The 23,821-nt window shown below is 62.4% G+C and carries 19 protein-coding genes; 7 read left to right on the top strand and 12 right to left on the bottom strand.

The genetic code is table 11. The features are described 5' to 3' along the window. Positions 1–30: 30 nt before the first annotated feature. Together HWY05_RS04710 and HWY05_RS04715 are read right to left on the bottom strand one after the other, a co-directional pair. Positions 31–1,251 (bottom strand): efflux RND transporter periplasmic adaptor subunit, encoded by a 1,221-nt coding sequence (locus tag HWY05_RS04710; protein ID WP_035558922.1) that lies wholly within the window; start codon positions 1,249–1,251, stop codon positions 31–33. A 43-nt stretch (positions 1,252–1,294) separates the two neighbouring features. Further along, positions 1,295–2,149, bottom strand: coding sequence for an alpha/beta hydrolase (locus tag HWY05_RS04715; RefSeq protein ID WP_176057544.1), 855 nt, complete (start codon positions 2,147–2,149; stop codon positions 1,295–1,297). Between the two features lie 173 nt (positions 2,150–2,322). Here HWY05_RS04715 and HWY05_RS04720 point away from each other — a divergent pair, with 173 nt between their 5' ends. After that, complete coding sequence (locus tag HWY05_RS04720; RefSeq protein WP_035558925.1) at positions 2,323–3,327, top strand: LysR family transcriptional regulator; 1,005 nt, start codon at positions 2,323–2,325, stop codon at positions 3,325–3,327. Between the two features lie 235 nt (positions 3,328–3,562). Beyond that, a complete protein-coding gene (locus HWY05_RS04725) occupies positions 3,563–3,877 on the top strand; it encodes a DUF4148 domain-containing protein (RefSeq protein WP_035558929.1) in 315 nt (104 codons plus the stop codon). Between the two features lie 239 nt (positions 3,878–4,116). On the opposite strand, the gene HWY05_RS04730 is transcribed toward HWY05_RS04725, so the two are convergent. Next, positions 4,117–5,190 carry a purine nucleoside permease gene (locus HWY05_RS04730; protein ID WP_176057545.1) on the bottom strand — a complete coding sequence of 358 codons (1,074 nt, stop codon included), beginning with the start codon at positions 5,188–5,190 and terminating at the stop codon, positions 4,117–4,119. Between the two features lie 270 nt (positions 5,191–5,460). Here HWY05_RS04730 and HWY05_RS04735 point away from each other — a divergent pair, with 270 nt between their 5' ends. Further along, a complete protein-coding gene (locus tag HWY05_RS04735) occupies positions 5,461–6,441 on the top strand; it encodes an aldo/keto reductase (protein WP_176057546.1) in 981 nt (326 codons plus the stop codon). 7 nt (positions 6,442–6,448) lie between these two features. On the opposite strand, the gene HWY05_RS04740 is transcribed toward HWY05_RS04735, so the two are convergent. The 5 genes from HWY05_RS04740 to HWY05_RS04760 form a co-directional block, all read right to left on the bottom strand. Beyond that, positions 6,449–7,354 carry a cation diffusion facilitator family transporter gene (locus tag HWY05_RS04740; protein WP_035558938.1) on the bottom strand — a complete coding sequence of 302 codons (906 nt, stop codon included), beginning with the start codon at positions 7,352–7,354 and terminating at the stop codon, positions 6,449–6,451. Between the two features lie 130 nt (positions 7,355–7,484). Beyond that, positions 7,485–8,312, bottom strand: coding sequence for an alpha/beta hydrolase (locus tag HWY05_RS04745; protein WP_051980967.1), 828 nt, complete (start codon positions 8,310–8,312; stop codon positions 7,485–7,487). A 257-nt stretch (positions 8,313–8,569) separates the two neighbouring features. After that, positions 8,570–9,532: an anti-sigma factor gene (locus tag HWY05_RS04750; protein WP_176057547.1), complete on the bottom strand. Its 963-nt coding sequence runs from the start codon at positions 9,530–9,532 to the stop codon at positions 8,570–8,572. After that, a complete protein-coding gene (locus tag HWY05_RS04755; RefSeq protein WP_176057548.1) occupies positions 9,529–10,086 on the bottom strand; it encodes an RNA polymerase sigma factor in 558 nt (185 codons plus the stop codon). The genes HWY05_RS04750 and HWY05_RS04755 overlap by 4 nt, the downstream gene beginning before the upstream one ends. A 172-nt stretch (positions 10,087–10,258) precedes the next feature. Next, on the bottom strand, positions 10,259–11,005 hold the full coding sequence (locus HWY05_RS04760) for a superoxide dismutase (protein WP_176057549.1): 747 nt from the start codon (positions 11,003–11,005) through the stop codon (positions 10,259–10,261). Between the two features lie 338 nt (positions 11,006–11,343). Here HWY05_RS04760 and HWY05_RS04765 point away from each other — a divergent pair, with 338 nt between their 5' ends. After that, positions 11,344–12,447, top strand: a complete 1,104-nt coding sequence (locus HWY05_RS04765) for a TIGR03118 family protein (RefSeq protein ID WP_176057550.1) — start codon at positions 11,344–11,346, stop codon at positions 12,445–12,447. Positions 12,448–12,536: 89 nt separating this feature from the next. On the opposite strand, the gene HWY05_RS04770 is transcribed toward HWY05_RS04765, so the two are convergent. The 3 genes from HWY05_RS04770 to HWY05_RS04780 form a co-directional block, all read right to left on the bottom strand. Then, the gene (locus HWY05_RS04770; RefSeq protein WP_176057551.1) at positions 12,537–17,378 is read right to left on the bottom strand and encodes an NAD-glutamate dehydrogenase; all 4,842 of its coding nucleotides are present in this window, start codon (positions 17,376–17,378) and stop codon (positions 12,537–12,539) included. A gap of 158 nt (positions 17,379–17,536) precedes the next feature. Next, positions 17,537–18,313 carry an alpha/beta hydrolase gene (locus HWY05_RS04775; protein ID WP_176057552.1) on the bottom strand — a complete coding sequence of 259 codons (777 nt, stop codon included), beginning with the start codon at positions 18,311–18,313 and terminating at the stop codon, positions 17,537–17,539. Further along, positions 18,310–19,347 (bottom strand): M14 family zinc carboxypeptidase, encoded by a 1,038-nt coding sequence (locus tag HWY05_RS04780; RefSeq protein ID WP_035558955.1) that lies wholly within the window; start codon positions 19,345–19,347, stop codon positions 18,310–18,312. The genes HWY05_RS04775 and HWY05_RS04780 overlap by 4 nt, the downstream gene beginning before the upstream one ends. Before the next feature lie 939 nt (positions 19,348–20,286). Between HWY05_RS04780 and phnC the strand changes: the two genes are divergently transcribed. The 3 genes from phnC to phnE are packed head-to-tail and all read left to right on the top strand — an operon-like array spanning position 20,287 to position 23,089. Further along, complete coding sequence (gene phnC / locus HWY05_RS04785) at positions 20,287–21,231, top strand: phosphonate ABC transporter ATP-binding protein (RefSeq protein ID WP_176057553.1); 945 nt, start codon at positions 20,287–20,289, stop codon at positions 21,229–21,231. A gap of 41 nt (positions 21,232–21,272) precedes the next feature. Further along, a complete protein-coding gene (phnD, locus tag HWY05_RS04790; RefSeq protein WP_035558960.1) occupies positions 21,273–22,250 on the top strand; it encodes a phosphonate ABC transporter substrate-binding protein in 978 nt (325 codons plus the stop codon). After that, positions 22,247–23,089, top strand: a complete 843-nt coding sequence (phnE, locus tag HWY05_RS04795) for a phosphonate ABC transporter, permease protein PhnE (RefSeq protein WP_035558963.1) — start codon at positions 22,247–22,249, stop codon at positions 23,087–23,089. Before phnD ends, phnE begins: the two co-directional genes overlap by 4 nt. A gap of 50 nt (positions 23,090–23,139) precedes the next feature. On the opposite strand, the gene HWY05_RS04800 is transcribed toward phnE, so the two are convergent. Continuing rightward, complete coding sequence (locus HWY05_RS04800) at positions 23,140–23,793, bottom strand: hypothetical protein (RefSeq protein WP_244146490.1); 654 nt, start codon at positions 23,791–23,793, stop codon at positions 23,140–23,142. Positions 23,794–23,821: the final 28 nt, after the last annotated feature.

A 23,821-nucleotide genomic window follows, 5' to 3' on the forward strand; every position in this document is an offset into this window, starting at 1 on the left:
CCGCTCAGTTCAAACCGCGGCGCACTCGGCTCACGAATTCTTGTCCGCTTTGGTGCGTGCCTGCGTGGGGGTCTGGGCAAGCGGCGCGCTGTTCGGATCCTGATCGGCGTCCATCGGCACCATGTGGGCGCGCACCATGTCGCCTGGGCGAACACGCTGAATACCGTTCACGACGATGCGGTCGGTCGCCTGCAAACCACCCTTGACCACACGCAGATTGCCTTGCATGGAGCCCACCGAAATCCCGCGATACACGACGTGATTGCTCTGGTCGACCACCAGTACGAACTTCTTGTCCTGATCGGTGCCGACCGCGGCGTCGTCGATCAGCAGCGCCGGATGCGGCGCACTGCCACCCACCTTCACGCGTGCATACAGACCCGGGATCAACGCACCATCCTGGTTATCGAAGCGCGCGCGCACCCGGATCGTGCCGGACGACGTATCGAGACGGTTGTCGACCGATTCGATCGTGCCGCTGCGCGAGTAGCCGGTTTCATCCGCGAGGCCGAGTTCCACCGGCACCTTGCTGCCGTCTTTCGCACGGCTCAGGTATTGCAGGTAGGTCTGTTCGTCCGCGTCGAACGAGGCGTAGATCGGCGAAACCGACACCAGCGTGGTTAGCGGCGTAGCGCTTGCACCCGCTGCCACCACGTTGCCCACCGTGATTTCCGCGCGCGACACGCGGCCCGCCACCGGCGCGACAATCTTCGTGTAGCCGAGATTGATGCGGGCGGTTTCGAGCGCGGCTTGCGCGGCCTTCAGGTTGGCGCTCGCTTCGCGTGCGGCGTTCTGGCGGTCGTCGTAGTCGCGCTTGGCGATCGCGTTGTCGACGATCAGGCGTTGCGCACGCTCCCAGTCGCTTTGCGTGTAACCCGTGCGCGCCTGGGCGGCCGCGAGTTGCGCTTCGGCGCGATCCACTTCCGCCGCGTACGGACGCGGGTCGATCACGAACAGCGTGTCGCCCTTCTTCACGAGCGCGCCGTCCTTGAAGTTGACGGACACGATCGTGCCCGGCACCTGCGAACGCACGTCCACTTTTTCGACAGCCTCCAGACGGCCCGAATAGCTCTGCCAGTCGGTAATGGTCTTCTGCACCACCGTGGCGACGTCGACTTCCGGCACGATGGTCGGCGCGGCCGGCGAGCTCGCATCGACGCGGATCGCGCCGAACGTTCCCAGCCCGGCCACGACGATGACGGCAAGCGCTGCAATCGCCACACGGCGACGGGAAAGAGGAAGAATAGTCATGAAAAGCTCCCGGTATCGTTGATGGATTTCTGCTTATTTCTGTTCATCGATGAGCGCGTGCGTCGAAGCGCCACTGAAAAAATTGCACCGCTTCCTGCAAGGCGGGCGGATGGTCGGCCAGTGCGGCATGCGACACGCTCGGATAGCGGACCACCTGGGTCTGCACTCCCGCGTCGATCAGACTGCTGGCGTATTTCTCCGCCTCCACGTGCAGCACGTCGTTTTGCGCCGTCGCGATCAGCGTGGCCGGCAGGCCCGCGAGACGGCACGATTCGAGCGGCGCGGCATACGGATGCATGCGTTGCGACGCTTGCGGCAAGTACGCGCGATAACACGCTGCACACTCTTTAGCCGTGATATCCGAGCCAAGCCGCTTTTCGTCGCCGAGCCGCGTGAGGCTCGGATCGAGCATCGGCCCGAACAGCGCCTGCGCGGCAATCTGCACGTCACCCCGATCACGCGCGATGAAAGCGAGGCAATTGGCCAATTGCCCGCCCGCATCATGGCCGGCTACGCCAACCTTCCTGCTATTACCGCCAAACGCGCGCGCCCGCGTTTGCACCCACAGCGCTGCGCGATGCGCGTCTTCCGGCGCCGCGGGAAACGGAAACTGCGGCGCCAGCGAATAACCCACCGACACGACGAGTGCCGGTAAGTGTTCTGCGAAATACCGTGCGGCGTAGTCGGCCTGCTCGATCGAGCCCTTCGTAAAGCCGCCGCCGTGGAAATAAAGCAATACAGGCAGTGCGGTCTTCTTGCCTTGCCGGTACAAACGCAACGTAATGTCCTGAGCGTGCCCTTCAATCTGCACGTCGGTGACTTCGAGTGCCGTGCTGTCCGCCTCTGCCAGGCTGATGCCGGAGGGAACGAAAGAGTACGGCGGTTTAAATGCATCCATGTCGAGCCGCGCAATGCGCATAGAACTTCAATGGTGCGAATTGTGGGTTCGGCAGACTCGTAAATAAATGCCTATAATCCGGCAACACAATTCGGCGCCCCTGAACAATCAGCTGCGATTGTCTGCGGATTCGTTTTCCCGCCCGGTGCGCCCGCCCCTTCCGGAGGTTTGCAATGGACCGGCTTCAGGCCATGCAAGTGTTCACGCGTGTCGTCGACACAAATAGCTTTACCCGCGCAGCGGAAACGCTCGACCTGCCGCGCGCATCCGTTACTACCATCATTCAGAATCTCGAAGCGTTCCTCGGCACGCGCCTGATGCACCGGACCACGCGGCGTCTGTCGCTCACGCCGGACGGCGCGGCGTACTACGAACGTTGCGTGCGCATCCTTGCGGATGTCGAAGAGACCGAAGCCAGTTTTCAGAGCGGCAATAAAAAGCCGCACGGCAAGCTGCGCATCGACATGCCGGGGTCGATCGGCCGCCTGCTGGTGATTCCTTCGCTGTGTGAATTCCACACACGCTATCCGGACATCGATCTGCAACTCGGCTTGACGGATCGCCCGGTCGACCTGCTGCAGGAAGGCGTGGATTGCGTGGTGCGCGTGGGCGCGCTACAGGATTCCTCGCTGGTGGCGCGACGTATCGGCCTGTTCGAGGGGGTGACCTGTGCGGCGCCGGACTACATCGAGCGGGCGGGTATGCCGTCTTCACTCGAAGATCTGGAGAATCACAAAGCAGTCAATTACTTCTCAAGCCGCACGGGACGCACGCTCGATTGGGCCTTCATGGTGGATGGCAAAGAAGTTGAAGTGAAGATGAAGAGCATCGTGTCGGTGAACGACGCAGACGCCTACGTGACTTGCGGACTGGAAGGCTTCGGTTTGATTCAGCCGGCGCTCTTCATGGTGCTGCCGCATCTGCGGTCGGGTCAGTTGGTGGAAGTGTTGCCGGAACTGAAGCCTTTGCCGATGCCAATTTCCGCAGTCTATCCGCACAGTCGCCATCTGTCGCCTAAAGTCCGCGTTTTCGTAGACTGGATTGCGGAGCTGTTCGATCGTTGCCCGTTGTTGAGCGGACGCGGTACGCTCGACGCAACCTGTACGAAGCGTACTTTCGAAGAACGCGAGTCTGCACCGACACTCGACACACCCGTAATCACCGAATGGGTTGCGTGAGCAACTAGCATTGAACGGCAATTGAAGTACAGTTTCTGGAACAGTGAATTCCAACCGCGGCGCTAATGCCGCGGTTACCTCGATCCACCGCCATTCGCGCGGCCTTCACAACGATTGTTCCAGAATCGCGACAATTCATTTCGCGAAAGTGCGATTTATCCGCACTGCGTCGAAGTCTACATTTCACCCTGTCGCGGCGCTGCTTGCGCTGCAAACGAATCGACAGAGGTGAATCATGAAACGCAATCTCCTGGCAGGTCTCGCTCTCTCGCTGCTTGCAAGCGCACCGGTATTCGCACAGAGCAATGGCGGCGGCATCGGCCGCGCCGGTACTTATGAAACGCAACCCGCCGCAACAGTGGCCGCGACCGGCAAGACGCGCGCTGAAGTGCAGGCTGAACTGGTCGCCGCGTATCGCGACGGTTCATTGCCTTCGCTGAATCGCACCACGTATCCGAACAAGGGCCTGGTCGGTCAAACGCAGGCGGCACGTATTGCCCTGCAGGAAGGCCACGACGGCGACGTCACGCGCGTAGCCGAAAAACAGTAACGCACTGAAGTGAAGCTGCCGCAATGATTCGGTTTCCAAAAGAAACGCTCAGCGCGGCGCCAACCATGCACTCTTCAAAAAGGAGCACATCATGACACCCTCTGAACTCGACCATTGGGATACTGACGCACCCGTCTGGACGCCGTACCGCGCGCCGCAACGGTAAGTGTGTTGTTGGTAGCAGATGAGCCTGGCTGCGGTGACGATCCTCCGCAGCCAGGTTTGTTGGCTAGATAGAACTAACGTTTCGGCACGCCATCACGCCACTCGCCCCAATGCGTGGCGATATCCTGCACGAGCGGATTGCCGGAGCGGAACAGGTTTTCAATCGCAATCGTGAAGCCACCTTGCGACGCGTAATTGAGCAGGTTGTCCGCGCTCGTCTGTCCATCATAAGGACGGTCGAAATCGGAGCCCGCCCGCAGCACGGCGACACGATTCAAATCGACCTTGTGTACGGAAGCGGCACGCTTCAGCGCCTCGTAGGTGGCGTTGTCTTCCTGCTGCGTCGTGCAGTAAACCCCTTTGCCGTCCGTCAGAATCCTGGTCCAGTCACGAGCACGCTGTCCGATGAGCGTGCCGGACCACCACGTATCCCCCGCAAGCGTGTCGCACTGAACCACCGACGGCGGCCGGTTAGCCGGCGCATACGAATACTTGGCCCGCGCGGCCTGAGCCTGTGCGTCGTCCGACAAGGCGACGTTACGCGACAACGCGAACGCCGTATCGGCGAGTTGCGTATTCAACTGGAACACCTCGGTTTTATAGTCCAACGGGGGCTTCGCCGTGGGACCCGCGGTATTGATGCCGAGGTACCCGGTATTCCAGTTCGACGGAATTTCACGCCCATCGATCTCCCACTGAATCCCGAAGTCCACCAGATATTTCGCCCACGCGGCCGAACCCACCGTGCCCTGCTGCGGATCGATCCCGGCGATACCGGCGACCATGAAGTACGTATGCCGCAAATCGAAACGCGGCGAGAACGTCAGCGCCATGATCGACGCCGCCGCGTTGGTGTGCCCCATGCCGGTGGTCATCACGCACACGTCCTGCCTGTTGCAATGGACGGTCGGGTAATCGGGCGACAAACCGTCTACCGTAATGTCGCGCCACGGTCCAAGCCGGTCGAGCCACACCTGGCCTTCCGGTCCGAACATCGAAATGATCATGACCTTGACGGGGCGGCCGTGCGAGCCGGCGTCGGCTTGCGAGGCATCGCCGTTGTCGTCAGCGCTGGCCGGGCCTGGCGTAAAAACCGCGCAGGCCGCGAGCGTAACAGCGCAGAAAGCGCCGAGTGTGCGAGTCAGCATCGAGTTCTTCCTTTTTGCTTGTGATGCAGGTTGGGAAAGAGTGCCGCTTTCAAGCCGGAAGAAGTATAGGTGTGAGGAAATCATTTGCCACTACGCAGCGCATCATTTCCCGTGCTCGATGTGATCGCTGTGCGAAATCGCATGCAAATCGGCTCAATACGCATTTCTCGCCGGGTTCTTATAATCGATGGTTCGCAGCATGCCCCGAATGAAATCCCGTTCAAAGGTGCACCGCCTTTGTGCACCTCACTTCGTACCTGGAGCATCACGATGGACTATGTGAAACTCGGCCGTACCGGCCTCGATGTATCGCGTCTTTGTCTTGGCTGCATGAGCTACGGCGTGCCCACTCGCGGCACTCACCCCTGGTCGCTCGACGACGAAGCGTCGCGGCCCTTCATCAAACAGGCGCTCGACTACGGCATTAATTTCTTCGACACCGCGAACGTCTATTCGGACGGCACCAGCGAGGAAATCGTCGGCCGCGCGCTGAAGGACTTTGCCAAACGCGATGAGATCGTGCTGGCCACCAAGGTCAACAGCCGCATGCATCCTGGTCCGAACGGCGCCGGTCTGTCGCGCAAGGCGATCATGTCGGAGATCGACAAAAGTTTGCGGCGCCTGGGCACGGACTACGTCGATCTGTATCAGATCCATCGCTGGGACTACGAGACGCCGATCGAAGAAACCATGGAAGCGCTGCACGACGTCGTGAAGGCCGGCAAGGCCCGCTATATCGGCGCGTCGTCGATGTACGCGTGGCAGTTCGCCAAAGCGTTGCACGTCGCGGAAAGCCATGGCTGGACGCGTTTCGTGACGATGCAGAACTACGTGAATCTGCTGTATCGCGAGGAAGAGCGGGAAATGCTGCCGCTGTGCGAAAACGAAGGCATCGGCGTGATTCCGTGGAGTCCGCTGGCACGCGGGCGCCTGACGCGCGACTGGAATACGGAAAGCGCACGCTCCGAAACCGACGAATTCGGCCAAACGCTGTACGCGCAGACCGAAGACGCGGATCGCAAGATTGTGGAACGCGTCAGCAAGATTGCCAGCGACCGCGGTGTGCCGCGCGCGCAGGTCGCGTTAGCGTGGGTGTTGCAGAAGCAGCCGATTACCTCGCCGATTGTCGGCGCGACCAAGCTGCATCATCTGGACGATGCGGTCGCCGCGCTGTCGTTGAATCTGAGCGACGACGAAATCCGTCAGCTTGAAGAACTGTATGTACCGCACGCGGTGACCGGCTTCAAGTAAGCCGGCTTCAAACGCGCGGCACGTCCGGTTCGAAAAACACCCAGCGGACTTGCGGGAACGCCGCCTGCAAGTCCGCCTCGATCACGTTGATCGCGTCCACCATGGCGCGGCCGCTGGCGTAGTCGATCATTTCGGCCTGCACGGCCACCACCACGTGGCGGCCCCATTGCAGCGTAATCATGTTGATGATGCTGCGAATTTCGGTGCGCGCCTGCAAATGCGCCTCGATCGCGCGACGCACTTCCGGGCTCGCCGACTCGCCGACGATCATCGACTTCACCTCGCGCGCCACCAGCCACGCGATCACCATCAGCAGCAGCCCCACGCCGATCGAACCCAGCGCGTCATAGACGGGATTGCCGGTCACCATGGTCAGCAGCACGGCGACGAACGCCATCGCGAGCCCCGCCAGCGCCGCGATATCCTCACCTGCGACCACCAGTAAATCGGATTCGCGCGTCTCGCGAAACCAGCGCCACATGCTTTTGTCCGGATGCGTCTTGCGGATTTCCTTCACCGCGCCCCACAACGACAAGGCCTCCAGCACGACCGACACGCCGAGCACCACCAGCGCGACATACGCGTACTGCAGCGGCTCACGTTCGAACAATCGATGCACGCCCTCATACACCGAGAACGCGCCGCCGACGAAGAACAGCAGCAGCGCTACCAGCAGCGAATAGAAATTGATCTCGCGTCCGCTGCCCATGGGGTGCAACGGGCTCGCCGGTTTGCGCGCTTCACGCAGACCGAATAGCAGGAGCAGCTGGTTACCGCAGTCGGCGGTCGAGTGAATCGCTTCGGCGAACATCGAACCGGAACCGGTGAACGCAGCGGCGGCGAACTTGCAGATCGCGATGCCCAGGTTGGCGGCGAGCGCGTAGAAAATGGCTTTCGGCGATTCTTCTTTCATCGTCGTGGAGGGTGTCGGTGGGGTCGGCGCCAATCATACCGCACCGCCTCCACACGACGAACACGCCCCACCTTGACCGAGAAACCTCAGCGGCGATATCGGCGTAAATATCGCCTTGCCGCCTCAAGACTCAGTTCTTGACCGCTGCGGTCGTTGCGGTCGTTGCTGATGTCGTTACCGCGCCCGCTTCGTGACCCGCCGCTTCCAGAATCAGATTGGCGATTTCCTGCGGATGAGACACGAGCGACAGATGACCCGCATCGAGTTCAATCGTCTTCGCCTTCATACGCGCGGCGAGGAACCGCTCCAGATCGGGAGAGATCGTCTGGTCGTCTTTGGACACGGCATAGAACGTCGGCTTGACGTGCCAGCCGGCCGCCGTGGTCCGCTCACCGAACAGCGAAGCCGCCGTGGGCCATTGTTCCGCATACATCGCTTTCGCCTGGTCGGGCGTGACGCCGTTTGCAAAATAGCGCAGGTAGGCCGTTTCGGAAATAGTGGTCAGGCCGTCATGATTCTCGACGCCCGCACGAACCGGCATGGTCGGAAATTTGCCCGACAGCGCAACGAAATCCTCGCCGGCGTCGGGCGCGCGTGCGGCGACATACACGAGTGCCGAGACTTTCGGATCGTTGCCCACGTCGCTCACGACCGTGCCGGCCCACGAGTGTCCGACCAGCACCGTCGGACCGTCCTGCAAAGCCAGCGCACGGCGCGTGGCCGCATCGGAATCCGCGAGCGACGTGAGCGGGTTCTGAACCGCGGTCACATGTATGCCGGCCGCCTGCAGACGCTCCACCACACCGTTCCAGCTGGAGCCGTCGGCCCAGGCGCCATGCACCAGAACGACATTGTTGGCGCGCACGGGCTGAGTGGTTTGCGCCGATGCTTCGTTAAAGAACAGCGGCGCGGTCAGCGCGACAAGTGCAACGACATGCGGGAGGCGAAAGGATTTCATGACTGATCGGAATAGATTGATGAAGGTCGACGAACTCGATATCGCGGCGTGACCGCGACACGGAGCCAGGTTTTTACGCGTGACTCCAGCGTTAACCCGGTTTCGTCGGCTTTATTCCAAACATTTTTTGCGGCCGCGACAGCCGATAAATTCCGCCGATCGCACCGTTTGAATCAATTCATCGCGCTCAACGCGGCCGTCGAAGCCGCGCGCGGGCCAACCTGAACGGCCCGGCGCATCCGTCGATCACAATCGGATCAGGCCCGCGGATCAGGCGCGCTGTTGTCGTTGCTGCCGACCGTAGTCGTCACCTGGCCGTTGAACAACTGCTTGCCGAGCGCGTCGAGATCCACTGTGCCGGGTTCAGCGATCAGCGCGTAGCCGAGTTGCCCGCGACGCCATGAAACTACGGCCATGCCGTGCACATTGCCGTCCGACGGCGCGGCGTCCGCCTTCGCCTCTTTCAGCACGCACAGCGCGACCGGGTTGCCCTTCTGCGGCAAATAGACGATCTGCACGAGCGCCTTGTCATGAAAGCGTAAGCGCTGCACACGCTTGAACGTGAGGCCCTGGCTGCTCAGATCGGGAATCTGCATCGCGAGGTTGTCGACGTGGCGAATGTCGGCGACGGTGGCGGTCGTCACGTTCATGTCGGGCTGCAACAGCGCGACCGTATCGCGCGTGTAAAGCTGCTGGTAGCCGGCGGCCGCCCTGATCCACGGCATCATGGCGGCGTCGTTCGACGCAGTGACAACGCCACCACTGCCGTTGTTGCCGCTGCCCGCCAATTGCGGCACCAGTCGCAACGCAAGGCCACAACAGAATGCGCCCGCAACGAACGCGACGGCGAGCTTCGGCCACGACAGCGTAGGCAGCAATCTCGCGCGCGGCTTGAGACGATGCACGTTCTCGCCCAAAGACGCTTCCTCGGGTTCGCTGCGGGACGACGCATCGGCAACGCCGGCCGCGTGCTGCTGCGCGGACGCATTCGCGAGGTGCTGACGGATCATCTCGTCGACACTTCGGCTCAACGATTCAGGCACTGGCGGCAGCGATTGCTGATCGAATGCTTCAGCATAGGGAAGTTGTGACGCGCGCAACATCGACACGCGCGAGGCGATCTCCGCGGACTCATGAATCGCATGTTCGACTTTCACGCACTCGTCGTCCGGCAGATCGCCGTCGACGTAGGCTAACAGGATGGCGTCATCGATCTTCATTGCGCCGCTCTCTGTGTGTTGCCGGTTGAGCGCGCCGCCGACGCGTCGCGCTCGCCGAATTGCGCGCCGATAGTCTGGCGCGCGCGGGACAGCCGGCTCATGATCGTGCCGATCGGCACGCCGAGCGTTTCGGCTGCTTCTGCATAGCTCATTCCTTCAACCGCGATCAGCAGCATCACGATCCGTTGCGCGTCGGGCAAACGCTCGACGGCCGCGATGATCTCGCCGCTCAGCAAGCTCGCTTCCGGATTGCGCGCGCCGGGATCGGCCACCGTCTCGAGAAAGTTATCGTCCCATTCCATGCTCGAACGGCTGCGCACATTACGCGCGCGCAATTCGTTGATCCAGGTGGAGTGAACGATCGAGAACATCCAGCTCAGCGGCGACGTACCCGGCTGCAATTGACTGGCGCGTTCGAGCCCTCGCACGCAGGCGCGCTGGAGTAAATCTTCGGCGTCGTGCTGATTTCCGCACAGCCGCAAGGAGAATGCCCACAGCCGCGGCAGCATGCCCGGCAGCAAATTCGGCAGATTCTCGGCATCTGCTGTTGACATGATTGACTGGCTGGAAGCAGGGGTTGCGGGCGGGCGAGGCGGCCGAAAAACCGGCCGTTGCGGGCAGGCCACGAAGTTCGCGGATTGTACAACGTTAGTCATACCGCTGCTGCCGCAAAAAATTGCATGGAACCCGACAATCCGGCCGTTTGAGATAGGGAGCCAACCCCGGTCAGACGCGCTCGAAGTTAGCCGACGCGAACGCCCAGTTCAGATGACGCGAGACCGTCGCCACCAGATAGTCCGGGCGGCGATTCTGATAGTCGAGGTAATACGCGTGCTCCCACACGTCGACCGTGAGCAACGGCGCGAGGCCGGCCGTGAACGGCGTTTCCGCGTTGCCCGTTTTGACGACCGCGAGTTCGCCGCGATCGACCACCAACCATCCCCAGCCGCTACCGAATTGCGACGCCGATGTCGCGACGAGCGCTTTCGATAGCGCTTCGATCGAGCCGAACTTGCGTTCGATCGCGGCCTGCAATTTCGCGCTCGGCGTGGTCGCGGCAGGACTCAGCGAGTTCCAGTAGAAGTTGTGATTCCACGCTTGCGCCGCGTTGTTGAATACGTCGGCGAGCATTGGCTGATCGTGCGACTGCACGATGATCTGCTCGAGCGACGCCTGTTCGAGCGGCGTACCGGCCAGCAGCTTGTGCAGATTGTCGAAGTACGCCCGATGGTGCTTGCCGTAATGAATCCCAACCGTGCGCGCCGAGATGGTCGGCTCGAGCGCGTTTTCCGCGTACGGCAGCGGTGGCAGCGCTTGCGGCGACACACCGAGGTATGCGGGCACGACGCTGAGCGCGGGCTTCGCGGCAGTCGGCGCCGTCTGGCCGAAAGCAAATCGGGAGAGCGCGACACCGACCGAAGCCAGCGACCCGGTCGCAATCAGGCGACGGCGGGAAATGAGCGAATTGAGCATGACAGGTACCGTGATGGTGGAGAGAGCGCGGCCATCGCCCGAATGACGGTGAGTCGTGGCCACTCACACAGAACAGTTGACCTGGCCTGGCTATTCCAACGTAAAACAACTTTTTACGCGCGATGGGCAAGCCGCAACCCATCCACGACGGCAGACAGAAATTCGTTGCGCTGCGGGTGGAATAAAGCGCGTTGCCGTGCGTTTTGCAAAGGACGGTCGAATGATCCGCGGTCCACCCCGACGGACTCGCAGCCGTTGCGGCTCGCGTCGTCGATTCGCTCGCCTGATCTCGTGAAGGCGCGGCGGGCACGCGCTCATCCCTCTACCGGAACTCCACTATGAAACTGCATCGAAACGCAGTGCTTGCCGCACTGTGCGCGGTCACGGCCGTCACGCTCGTCGCATGCGGCGGCGGCAACCACCTGAACACGCCGACGCCGACGTTGCCGTCGCAATTCAAGGCCACTACGCTCGTCTCGGACGGCAGCGCGAACGCACCGAACATCGATCCCAATCTGAAGAACGGCTGGGGTATTGCGTTCAATCCGACCGGCGTGGTGTGGGTGTCGGACAACAACACGAAGAAGTCGACGCTGTATGACGGCAACGGCGTCGTGCAGTCGCTGGTCGTGACCATCCCGCCGAATGCCGCCGGCGCCGCGGCGGGTCCGACCGGCATTGTGTTCAACAAGAGCACCGACTTCCAGATCAGCGCGAACGGCGCCGCCGCGTCCAATGCGCTGTTCCTGTGGGCGACCGACGCCGGCACGATTGCCGCGTGGTCGCCGAAGGTCTTGCCGACCCAGGCCGTCAATGCTTTTGACGACGGCGCGGACGGCGCGGTCTACAAGGGCCTCGCGATCGGTGCCAACGCCGGCGCGAATCTGCTATACGCGGCGGACTTCCACAACAAGAAGGTGGATGTGTTCGACAGATCGTTCAACAAGATCCAGCTCACCGGTCACTTCAGCGATCCGAATCTTCCGGCCGGCTTGTCGCCGTTCGGCATCGCGACGATCGGCAGCACGGTGTACGTCACGTACGCGCTGCTCGGTCCCGATGGTCGTACGCAGGTCAACGGTGCGGGCAACGGCGTAGTGGACGCGTTCGACACCGCCGGCAATTTCATCAAACGCATCGCGACTGCCGGTACGCTGAATTCGCCGTGGGGTGTCGCGCTCGCGCCAGCGAATTTCGGCGCGGCGAGCAATCTCTTGCTGGTGGGCAACTTCGGCGACGGCACGATCGACGCGTTCGATCCGAATACCGGCGCGTTTGCGGGCGCACTAATGAACACGGACGGCACGACGTTCAGGCAGCCCGGTATCTGGGGCATCGGCTTCGGCAACGGCTTCGCGAATCAGCCGCTCAATACGCTGTTTTTCGCGGCAGGGCCGACGCCGACGAGTGGCGTGTATGGACGTATCGACGTGACGCCGTAAGCGTGTCGCGCGGCGGGTGATCGACACACGGATACGGACACGGGCGGCCCTGATTCAGGCTGACCCGTGTACGCCGATCCACTCCCGTGTCACGCCCTTTCCAGCGCCGCCATCTCACGCACGATCACCAGCAGCATCGACAGACTCGCGCCGCCCGTGGCGCGCAAATCGGCCAGCAAACGACCGTAACGTTCGAGCTGCGCACCACGTTTGTCGCGCCAGGTCTGAACCAGCGCATCCGGTGTCGACGCGTCGTCGGCACCGGTTAGCGCACTCATGGTCAGTGCGCGTTTCAGGCGGGCAAGCTCGGCCAGCGCCGTGGCGCGTGCGAGCATGTCCCAGTGCGTGGGCGCGGGCAACGCCGCTGCACGCTCGCTGATCCAGCTGTAGTTCAGCAGCGTGCCGAGCGCGAAGTACACGCCCGCCACGAGTTCGAGGCTGCGTCCGCAGGTGGACGCCACTTCGGCGATATCGAGCAACGCGGCCGAGATCTCGCCGCTCGCGATCCGCACCGCGAGTTCGCCGTCCACGCCGGCATCCACCAGCACGCGCTGGCGCTCGGACAACGCGTCGAGATCGGCGTCCGGCAACAACGCGGGCCATTGCGGCGCGAGGCGCTGCGCCGCATCGCGGCAGCGCGCGAGCAAGCCGGCCACGTCGCCGTTGCTGACCGCGCCCGCTTGCAACTGCCGCAAAAACCACAGCGCCGAACGTTCGACAAGCCGCGCGACTTCGACGAACATGCGCGCCTGCACGTCGTCGGCGACGCGGTTATCGAGCGCGTCGATACTGCGCCACACGTCGTCGAGATCGAACACGTCGCGCGCCATGATGCAGGCGCGCACGATATCGCCCGGCTGCGCGTCGGTTTCCTCCATCAACCGATGCACGAACTCGCAACCTACCCGGTTCACCAATGCATTGGTCAAATGCGTCGCGAGGATTTCGCGGCGCAACGGATGGCGCTGCATCGGTTCGCTGAAACGCTGACGCAACGGTTTCGGGAAGTACTCGACCAGCATGTCGCTGACGAGCGGGTCCTCCGGCATGGTCGAGTCGAGCAACGCGTCGTATAGCCACATCTTGCTGTACGCGAGCAGCACCGCGCGTTCGGGCGTGGTGAGGCCTTGTTTCGCCGCCAGCCGTTCGGCGACTTCTTCATCGGTCGGCAGAAACTCGATCACGCGATTCAGGCGCCCCGCGCGTTCGAGATAACGCATCAGACGCGCCTCGGCATCGAGCAGTTCGACGCCGTAGCGGCCCGCAATCGACAGCGCCTGCGTCTGGTAGTAGTTGTCCTGCAACACGAGCAGGCCGACTTCGTCGGTCATTTCGGCGAGCAACGCGTTGCGCTGCTTCTCGGTCATCTCGCCATCCGCCACCACCAGTCCCAGTAGAATCTTGATGTTGACCTCATGGTCCGAGCAGTCGACGCCCGCGGAATTGTCGATCGCATCCGTATTGATGCGGCCGCCGCGCTGCGCGAACTCGATACGCCCGAGTTGCGTGAGACCGAGATTGCCGCCTTCGGCGACGACCTTGCAGTGCAGATCGGCGCCGTTCACGCGGATCGCGTCGTTGGCGCGGTCGCCGACTTGCAGGTGCGTTTCGCGGCTCGCTTTCACATACGTGCCGATGCCGCCGTTGTAAAGCAGATCGACCGGCGCCTGCAAAATCGCCCGCATCAACTCAGTCGGCGCAAGCGCCGGCACGCTGATGCCGAGCACCGCCTGCACCGCCGGCGATAAAGGAATCGTCTTGGCGGTACGCGGAAACACGCCGCCGCCCGCGGAGATCAGCGCAGGATCGTAATCGGCCCAGCTCGAACGATCGAGAACGAACAGGCGCCCACGTTCGGCAAGACTGCTTGCCGGATCGGGGTTCGGATCGAGAAAGATATGCCGGTGATCGAACGCGGCCACCAGCTTGATATGCGGCGACAGCAGCATGCCGTTACCGAACACGTCGCCCGACATATCGCCCACGCCGACCACGGTAAAGTCCATGGTCTGCGTATCCACGCTCATTTCGCGGAAATGCCGCTTGACCGACTCCCACGCGCCGCGCGCGGTGATCGCCATCTTCTTGTGGTCGTAGCCGACCGAGCCGCCCGACGCGAACGCGTCGTCGAGCCAGAAGCCGTATTCCTGCGAGATCGCGTTCGCGTAGTCGGAGAACGTCGCCGTGCCTTTGTCGGCGGCGACCACCAGATAGGGATCGTCGGGATCGTGCCGCACCACGTCGGGCGGCGGCACCACGGTCGTGCCCGCGAGGTTGTCGGTGACGTCGAGCAGGCCGCGCAGGAAGGTCTGATAGCACGCCACGCCTTCGCGCATCCACGCATCGCGCTCGCTTTGCGGCGGCGGATTCTTCACGACGAAGCCGCCCTTCGAACCGACCGGCACGATCACCACGTTCTTCACCATCTGCGCCTTCATCAGGCCGAGCACTTCCGTGCGGAAGTCCTCGCGCCGATCCGACCAGCGCAGACCGCCGCGCGCCACGCGGCCGCCGCGCAAATGCACGCCTTCCACGCGTGGCGAGTACACCCAGATTTCGAACATCGGTTTCGGCTCGGGCAAGCCGGGCACTTGCGATGGATCGAACTTGAACGACAGATACGGTTTCGGCCGGCCGTCCGCGTTGAAGCGATAGTAGTTGGTGCGCTGCGTGGCCTTGATCACGCCGAGAAACTGCCGGAGTATGCGGTCCTCGTCGAGATTCGGCACCTGATCGAGCGCGCTATCGATCGTGCGCAGCCAGCCGTCCACGCGCGCCTCGCGTGTCTCGCCCAGCACCGGATCGAAACGCGCGATGAACAGTTCGACCAGCATTCGCGCGATTCCCGGATTACCGGTCACTGCGCGTTCGATATACGCGTCGCTGAAGGTCGAGCCGACCTGGCGCAGATACTTGGCATACGCACGCAGTATCGTCACCTCGCGCGCATTCAGTTGCGCGCGCAACACGAGTCGATTGAAATCGTCGCTTTCGATCGCGCCGGTCCACACCTGCTCGAACGCTTCCTCGAACAGATCCTTGACCCGTTCGATATCGAACTCCGCGTCGTCCGCGAGTTCCAGGCCGAAGTCATGAATCCACGCGGGGGTAGCGTCCAGCGCTTCGATCAGGTACGGCCGTTCTTCATCGACGCGCACGCCCAGATGCTCCAGCATCGGCAAACTGCGCGACAGCGCGATCGGCAAACCGGCACGGTAGACCTTGAAGCGAAACGCGCGTGGGCCCGCTTCGATCGGGCGATACAGGTTCATCGCAAGCCGCTCGCTGCCTTGCACGCGTTCGATCAACTCGATATCGCGCACCGCAGTGCGAGCGGGATAATCGTCGCGATAGCCGGCCGGAAACGAATCCGCGTAGTGTTGCAGCAGACGGTTGCCCTGCTCTTCGCCGAATGCGTCGAGCAATGCGTCGGCGAGATCGTCCTGCCAGCGGCGCGCCACGTGTACGAGCCGCGCCTCCAGTTCTCGCGTGTCGACGTTGGGCATGCCGCCCGGTTTCGCATGCACGACAAAATGAATGCGCGCCAGCGTCGACTCCGACAGCAGCGGCGTGAATTCAACGCTCTCGCCATTGAACGCTTCAGCCAGTAAGGTCGCGATACGTTGCCGCAGATCGGTGTTGTATTTGTCGCGCGGCACGAACACCAGACACGACACGAAACGGTCGAAACGGTCACGCCGTATAAACAGACGCGTGCGCTGATGTTCCTGCAAACGCAGCACGCCGAGCGCGATGTCGTAGAGCTGGTTCTCGTCGGCCTGAAACAGTTCGTCGCGCGGATAGGTTTCGAGTACCGTCACCAGCGATTTCGCCAGATGACCTTTCGGCAGGAATCCGGCGCGCCGCACGATATTTGCGCATTTGCGCCGCACGATCGGAATCTCGGCGGCGGAAACGAAATAAGCCGTCGACGTATAAAGCCCGATGAAACGACGCTCGCCGGTCACCTTGCCGTCCGCACCGGTCAGCTTGATGCCGACGTAGTCCAGATAGCCCGGACGATGCACCGTGGCGCGAGAATTCGCCTTGGTCAGAAAGATCGGCGACGAACCGGCAATGATGTCGGCGGCAGCCGGCGGCAACGGCGTGACGTCGGGCGCGCCGATGGGCCGCAGTTCGTCACGCAGAATGCCGAGCCCCGAGCCCGCCACCGGCCGCAAACCGTAGCCGATATCGTGCTGCACCAACTCATAATCGCGTTGGCCGAGAAAGGTGAAATGATCGGCCACCATCCATTCGAGGAACGCGCGCGCCTCGAGTCCTTCCGGCCCGGCCTCCCCGGCTTTCATGCCTTTGATCGTGCCGCGCGCGAGTTCGACGATCTTCGGCCAGTCCTCAACCGCGGCACGCACGTCGCGCAATACCTTCGCGATCTCGTCGCGCAGCGCGTCGAGCTTTGCGGCGTCGCCGCATCGGTCGACTTCGAAGTGAATGAACGAGGTGAGCTGCGAGCGCGAGTCGGTCGCCTCTTCGGCGCCCTGGCCGACGCGTGTGATCGCCCCGTCGGGGCCGCGCCAGATCCGGAACACCGGATGCACGACCGAATGCAGCGCGAGCCGCAAACCGTTGACCGCCATCGACACCGAATCGACCAGGAACGGCATGTCGTCGTTGACGATCTCGATCACCGTGTGATCGGAATGCCAGCCGTGCTGTTCGAGGATCGGGTTATAGACGCGCAGCCGTTCGGTGCCCGGCACGAAGCGCTGCGCGGTTTGCCAGTGTGCGAGCGCCGCGCCGTAGAGATCGGCGATCGAGCGGCTTTGCAGATCGTCGGCATCGACGAAATCGTAGTAATGCCGCAGAAAGGGCTCGACGACGTGGAAGGTCGGCTCCGGTAAACGCCCCCGCGCAAATTCGATGACATCGTTCAGCAGGTGTGTAACGGATTCTTCGTTCTTGGCTTGCATGATCAACTCCCCCGGCTGGTGGCTACGGCGAGTATCGATTGATTCGCAGGCATCGACTGAAGGGGGATTATGCACCTGCCACCCTTCACACGATGCGTGAGCACCGTTAGGTTATACCCGCTGACGCCCGCAAGTCCGTTGGTGCGCCGGCGTGCCGCTCAGACCACCCGCTGCGAATCCGCGTAGTCTTGCGCGAGCCATGCACGCACCTGTTCGGCGGTCCAGAGCGGATCGTCGTGCGGCAGATCGTGGCTCGCCCAACCATGCTCGCGATGCGGCGCTTTCCACGCGGCCGCGAGTTTCATCGAACACACTGGGTCGACCAGTCTATCGTTGCGCGACGACAGAATCAGCAACGGACAGTGCGGCTGTGCAGCATGCGCGGTAAAACGCGCCGCCGCCCACAATTGCCGCAGCGCGTTGCCGCGACTCACCGGTCTGCTGCGGCGAATCGCGCTCCATGCGTCAAGATCGGCGCCCAATGTTTCAACGTTATTGCAGGTCAGTCGATGAATCCCCTGTTCGGCGCGGCGCGCATCGCTCCAATGCGCCGCGACGCGCAACAGCCCAGGCCACGCCGAAGGCCGCAGCCGCTCCTGCATGCGGCTGAACGGCCGCATGCTCGTGTTGATCAGCACCAGGCGTTCGAGCTCGCCGGGATAGCGCTGCGCCCAGTCCGTTGCTACCATGCCGCCCAACGACATGGCCAGCAGGCAATACGGACCCGGCACACCGCTTTGCGCGGCAGCACGCCGCACGAAACTCACCATGTCCGCGACGCTTGCCGGCGCGCGCAAATGAGCGAACTCGCCGTTGCCCGGCAGATCGATCAGTAATGGATCGTCGATGCCGGTTGCTTCCCGCAGCGCGTCGGGCAAGCGTCCCCAATGACGTGTTTCGCGCGTGAGTCCGCGCAACAGAATCCACGTGCTCATACGATGTCCGGGGTATACCAATGGTCAATCGCGCATTGCAGCAGTTGCTCGCGGCGATTGCCTTGCGGCAACCAGCGCTGCGACGAAAAAGCCGCGCGCGCCAGGAAGTCGAACAGGTTCGCATGACGCCGCAACACGCGCGCGGTGCGATGCGCCTTGACCGGATTGAACATGCCCTGGCGCGAGAACAGTTGCCGCGGGTTCTTCTTGATCCACAGCCACGAGCCGAGTTCGAGGGTCATCGGCAGAAAGACGTTGGCGGCGGGCGCGCGGTCGTATGCAAAGTCCCACAGATCGCCGTGCAACAGATATTGATGGCTCTGCGGTTCGAATGCGTAGCCGTGATGCGGATGCGCGCGCTCGAACATGGTCTTCAGCACGTACATTTCCGGCAGATGCGGCATCAGCTTGCGGGTTCGCGCGTAGGGAAACCAGATACTGTCTTTCCAGCCGTAGCCCGAGTGGCAATCGAGCGCGATGCTCAGGGGCCGCGCGGCCAGTTCGGCTTCGACCACTCGTAGCAGCGCGGCGGCCTCCGCCTCCATCGGCTCGCCTTCGCGGCCGCGATACCACGGCAGCCACGCGCCCACGCGCTGACCACCGGCCAGCAGCGGCACGCGTTCGTCGGCGTTCTGCGGCGCGTTGCGCATCAGGTCGACGCCGTTCGGATTCGCGCGCGTGGCCGCCCACATGCCGCCGGGGTTGACGATCGGCATAAAGATCAGACGAATCGATTGCAATTGACGTACCAGCAACTCGTCCCATTCGAGCCGCGCGAGGAGCGCGCGCATGTAGTCGAGCACGAGTTGCGAACCGATCCGTTCGAGGCCGTGGATCCCGCCGAAAAAGCCGATGGCCGGCGCGAGTGGATCGGTCGAGCCGATGCTCGCCGTGCGTACGGCGAATTGCCGGCCGCGTACCGTTGTGTCGCAGACGGTGCGGATTTCGAAACTCGCGCTGCCTTGGTCGAGGATCGTATTGAGATCTTCGTACTCCGCAAAACTGTCGGGCAGAAAGCTCAGTGGTTGCGGCATGAGGGCGGTGAAGGGAACTGCAAGGTTATTGGGGACGGCTTGCGGTGATGGTGCAATATAGCCTGGTGGTGGGGGGTCATGCATGACGGTGGGGTTTGTTTGTTGGTTGTGTCATTGGCGTGTCATGGTGGTGTCATTTTTTTTGGGGCTTTGCGGCGGTTTTGGGTGGGCTTTCTCGCTCTGCTTTGTTGGCCTTTCCTTGCGTTCTTAGTGGTCTATTAGCGTTGCCCCTGTGCGGGGCGGCACCTACTTCTCTTTGCCGCGGCAAAGAGAAGTAGGCAAGAGAAAGCCGCTCACACCGCTAATTCTGAAGCGGGTTTCGTGGCGCGCGACGGGCAGTGGTGCATCTGGAATCCGTACCCCCGCAGATTTACCGGCAGTGACAAAGCAGTCATTCTTCCGGCGGCGCTGCGCGCGCCCTCGGGTAATGTCCAAACCCGCGAGCGGTGTTGACCACTGGTGTTTTCGGCGTCCCGCCGAGGCGAAGCCGACGGCCCCCGCCGAGTCAAATCAACGCTACCGGCCAATCCGTTCCGCCGAGGGCGTAGCGCGAGGCGGGATGAATGACGGCCTTGTCACGAACGCGGAGTGTGCGAGGACACGGATTCCAGATGAGCCACTACCGTGACTGTGCGGGGGACCCGCTTAAGATTTAGCGGTGTGAGCGGCTTTCTCTTGCCTACTTCTCTTTGCCGCGGCAAAGAGAAGTAGGTGCTGCCCCGCACAGGGGCGACGCTAATAGACCACTAAGAACACAAGGAAAGGCCAACACAAAAGAGAGCGCAAGCCCAAACCCCTGACGCCATAAAACTGCCTTAAACCCGCCGCAAAACCTTCACAAATACATATAGTCGTCTAGACGTTGCAACACCTTCACTCAACCGTCACAGACGCTTCCTAGAATGAGCCCCACACATGCTCGACGCATCAGGGGTACTTATGAAGTCAATCCAGGAAGCAATCCGTATCGAACGGCTCAGCAAGACGTTCAACAACGGCCGCAAGGCACTGGACGAAATCGACCTACGCGTCGAAGCAGGCGAAATGGTGGCCTTGATCGGCGCTTCAGGCTCAGGAAAATCGACCCTGTTGCGCCATATCGCCGGCTTCACGCCCTCCGACGCGCAACCGTCGCAGATCTCGATTCTCGGCCGACCCATCCAGCAAAACGGCCGCATCGTGCGAGAAGTACGCAGCATTCGCCGCGATATCGGCTTCGTGTTCCAGCAATTCAATCTGGTCAACCGCCTCTCCGTCGAAACCAACGTGCTGGTCGGCGCGCTCGCGCGCCTTTCCTGGTGGCGTCGGTTGACCGGTTTTTTTCCGCGCGCGGAACGAGCCCTGTCGATGGCCGCGTTGAATGAGGTCGGCATCGGCGAACACGCACGCGAACGCGCCGCGAATCTCTCCGGCGGCCAGCAGCAACGCGCCGCACTGGCCCGCGCATTGGTACAACGCGCACGCATCGTGCTAGCGGATGAACCGATCGCCTCGCTCGATCCCGAATCGTCACGCCGTGTGATGGACATGCTCCGCGCGCTGAACGTCGAGCATCAACTCACCGTGCTGGTGTCACTGCATCAGGTCGACATCGCGATGCAATATTGCCCGCGCACCGTCGCGCTGCGCCGTGGGAAAGTGGTCTACGACGGCCCATCGGCCGCGCTCAGCCCCGCGCTGCTCAAGAAACTCTACGGCGACGACGCCCGCGAACTGCTCGACGAAACCCACGACAAAGCGCACGACAAATTACACATTGAATCGCACGATGGCACGGACGCAAATCACGCGCCGCACGACACCGCGCCCACCGCAGCCGCACAAGACAGCGCCCCGCCGTCCCAGCGTTACGCATTCGCCCTGAATCCGGCGCACTCGAACTGAGCGCGCCAACCCTTTCCGCTCCCCCTACCGGATCTCAACCGATGAAATTCCTGCGTTCACTGATCACGCTGACCGTCGGCGCGGCCGCCTTCGCCAGCGCCGCCACCGCCTACGCCGAAGACATCAACCTCGGCATCATCTCGACCGATTCGTCCTCGGTGCTGAAACAGCGCTGGGAACCGCTGATCGCCGACATGAACAAGCAAACCGGCCTGAACATCAAAGCGTTTTTCGCGACCGACTACGCCGGCATCATCGAAGGCATGCGCTTTAACAAGGTACAGGTCGGCTATTTCGGCAATGCGTCGGCGATCGAAGCGGTGGATCGCTCGCAAGGCGAAGTGTTCGCGAAGGTCCAGTACGCGAACGGCGCCGCCGGCTACAACTCGGTGCTGATCACGAACGTGAACAGCCGCTTCAAGACGCTCGACGACGTCTTCAAGAACACGAAAGACGTCACGCTCGGTTATGGCGATCCGAACTCCACCTCGGGCACGCTGATTCCCGGCTATTACCTGTTCGCGAAGCACAACGCGCCGGTCAATACGTCGTTCAAGACGGTGCTGCCGTCGAGCCATGAAGCGAACCTGCTGGCCGTGGTGAACAACAAGATCGACATCGCGACGAACAACACCGAAATGCTCGACACGCTGAAGCAACAGCATCCGGACAAGTTCGCCCAGGTTCGCGTGCTGTGGACCTCGCCGCTGATTCCGTCGGACCCACTGGTGTGGCGCAAGGATCTGCCGCAAGCCACCAAAGACAAACTGCGCAACTTCTTCCTGAACTACGCGAAGAGCGACCCGCATGAAAAAGCCGTGATGGCGGGGATTTTCGGCTACAGCGGTTTCTCGGCTTCGTCGGATGCGCAACTGTTGCCGATTCGCCAGGTCGCGCTGTTCCAGCAAAAGCAGAAGATCGAGGCCGACGCGCATCTGTCCAACGACGATCGCAAAACCCAACTGGCCGCGCTCGACGCCAAGCTGAGCGCGCTCAACACCGAGCAAGCCAAGCCATGAATACGGCCGATCTGATCGCGTCGCCGGCACGCGCGAGCGAAACGCTCGCCGCGCAGGCGGTGGCTCAGCCCGCCCCGGCGGCACGCAAGCGCAGCTGGTTTTCGCTGCTCGGTTGGATCGCCCTGTTCGCGGTGCTGGGTAGCGCATGGCATAGCGCCGACATGCGTCCGCTGGATCTGGTGAGCGACTCCGGCAACATGGGCCAGTTCGCGAAAGACTTCTTCCCGCCGAACTTCACCGAATGGCGCACGTATCTGCATGAAATGATCGTGACGCTTTCCGTGGCGGTGTGGGGCACCGCGCTCTCGCTCGTCTGCGCGATACCGTGCGGCCTGATGTCGGCGCACAACATCGCGCCGATGTGGATCGTGCAACCGGTACGCCGCTTGATGGACGCATGCCGCGCGATCAATGAAATGGTCTTCGCGATGCTGTTCATCGTCGCGGTCGGACTCGGGCCTTTTGCAGGCGTGCTGGCGCTGTGGGTTCACACCACCGGCGTGCTTGCCAAACTGTTCGCCGAAGCGGTCGAGGCGATCGATCCGCGCCCGGCAGAAGGCATCCGCGCAACCGGCGCCAGCCCGCTCGACGAAATCATTTACGCCGTGCTGCCGCAAGTGCTGCCGCTGTGGATCTCGTACGCGTTGTATCGCTTCGAATCGAACGTGCGCTCGGCAATGGTGGTCGGCATGGTCGGCGCGGGCGGCATCGGCGTGGTGCTGTACGAAGCGATCCGCTCGTTCGACTATGCGCAAACCTCCGCGGTCATGATCATGGTGATCGTGGTGGTGTCGGCGATCGACATGGCCTCCGCGTGGCTGCGTGAGCGCGTGATCTGAAACGTCGTGCGCGATGCAAAGCGGTGCAATGCCGTGTCGCGCCGCTATCATCAAGGCCGGAGCGGCGCGGCGCCATCGCGCAGCGCCGCGTCGACCCTGGTGAAAAACGCATCGTAGTCTTCGCGCGCGAGCACGGTTTTCGTCCGGGCGTCGCCGTTGCTGTCCCACACGGTATTGTCGAAACGCGCCCTCACGATCACACCCGAACCGCTAACAGCCGGCCGCACGCTGACGAGCGCCGTGGTGTACTGGTGATCCGGTTTGGCCGGTAGCGCGCCAAGACGTGCTTTCAGTACGCCCCGCACCACTTCACGCCATTTCTTCACCAGCACTTCGCTGCGGCCGCCCTCCACAAGCGCGGTATCGGCTTCCACGGTGACCGGCGCGTAGCCGCTCGCTTTCAACGCGGCCGCGACGGCCGCGAGCACCCGCTCACTCGAAACGCCCGCGAAGTGGTGATCCCGCATGCCGGCCAGCGCGTTGCGTTCGGTCTCGGTCAGATCGACGCTCACCTGTGCCGAACTGAATTTCACCAGCGTGCCGCCGGATCCCGTGACCCGTTGATTCGGGTCCGGCGTGCTGCACGCCCCCACCGACGCGACCACCCCCGCGCCGACGAAAACACGCAGCCATAACGGCCACTCGCTCGCAAGCGAATAACAGAAAATCTTGGATCTGGCATACGGCGACGTGGACAAAGCCATTGCGATAACCGGGTGGAGAAAGCGTTAT

This window comes from Paraburkholderia sp. BCC1876, from assembly GCF_902833695.1.
GTDB lineage: Bacteria > Pseudomonadota > Gammaproteobacteria > Burkholderiales > Burkholderiaceae > Paraburkholderia.

Bases quoted from the DNA above. Each gene is read 5' to 3' on its own strand.
- phnE (WP_035558963.1), top strand. From the start codon at position 22,247: ATGAATACGGCCGATCTGATCGCGTCGCCGGCACGCGCGAGCGAAACG.
- HWY05_RS04750 (WP_176057547.1), bottom strand. From the start codon at position 9,532: ATGAAGATCGATGACGCCATCCTGTTAGCCTACGTCGACGGCGATCTG.
- HWY05_RS04710 (WP_035558922.1), bottom strand. From the start codon at position 1,251: ATGACTATTCTTCCTCTTTCCCGTCGCCGTGTGGCGATTGCAGCGCTT.
- HWY05_RS04800 (WP_244146490.1), bottom strand. From the start codon at position 23,793: ATGGCTTTGTCCACGTCGCCGTATGCCAGATCCAAGATTTTCTGTTAT.
- HWY05_RS04735 (WP_176057546.1), top strand. From the start codon at position 5,461: ATGGACTATGTGAAACTCGGCCGTACCGGCCTCGATGTATCGCGTCTT.
- HWY05_RS04715 (WP_176057544.1), bottom strand. From the start codon at position 2,149: ATGGATGCATTTAAACCGCCGTACTCTTTCGTTCCCTCCGGCATCAGC.
- HWY05_RS04765 (WP_176057550.1), top strand. From the start codon at position 11,344: ATGAAACTGCATCGAAACGCAGTGCTTGCCGCACTGTGCGCGGTCACG.
- HWY05_RS04730 (WP_176057545.1), bottom strand. From the start codon at position 5,190: ATGCTGACTCGCACACTCGGCGCTTTCTGCGCTGTTACGCTCGCGGCC.
- HWY05_RS04780 (WP_035558955.1), bottom strand. From the start codon at position 19,347: ATGCCGCAACCACTGAGCTTTCTGCCCGACAGTTTTGCGGAGTACGAA.
- HWY05_RS04745 (WP_051980967.1), bottom strand. From the start codon at position 8,312: ATGAAATCCTTTCGCCTCCCGCATGTCGTTGCACTTGTCGCGCTGACC.
- phnC (WP_176057553.1), top strand. From the start codon at position 20,287: ATGAAGTCAATCCAGGAAGCAATCCGTATCGAACGGCTCAGCAAGACG.
- HWY05_RS04725 (WP_035558929.1), top strand. From the start codon at position 3,563: ATGAAACGCAATCTCCTGGCAGGTCTCGCTCTCTCGCTGCTTGCAAGC.
- HWY05_RS04755 (WP_176057548.1), bottom strand. From the start codon at position 10,086: ATGTCAACAGCAGATGCCGAGAATCTGCCGAATTTGCTGCCGGGCATG.
- phnD (WP_035558960.1), top strand. From the start codon at position 21,273: ATGAAATTCCTGCGTTCACTGATCACGCTGACCGTCGGCGCGGCCGCC.
- HWY05_RS04760 (WP_176057549.1), bottom strand. From the start codon at position 11,005: ATGCTCAATTCGCTCATTTCCCGCCGTCGCCTGATTGCGACCGGGTCG.
- HWY05_RS04770 (WP_176057551.1), bottom strand. From the start codon at position 17,378: ATGCAAGCCAAGAACGAAGAATCCGTTACACACCTGCTGAACGATGTC.
- HWY05_RS04720 (WP_035558925.1), top strand. From the start codon at position 2,323: ATGGACCGGCTTCAGGCCATGCAAGTGTTCACGCGTGTCGTCGACACA.
- HWY05_RS04775 (WP_176057552.1), bottom strand. From the start codon at position 18,313: ATGAGCACGTGGATTCTGTTGCGCGGACTCACGCGCGAAACACGTCAT.
- HWY05_RS04740 (WP_035558938.1), bottom strand. From the start codon at position 7,354: ATGAAAGAAGAATCGCCGAAAGCCATTTTCTACGCGCTCGCCGCCAAC.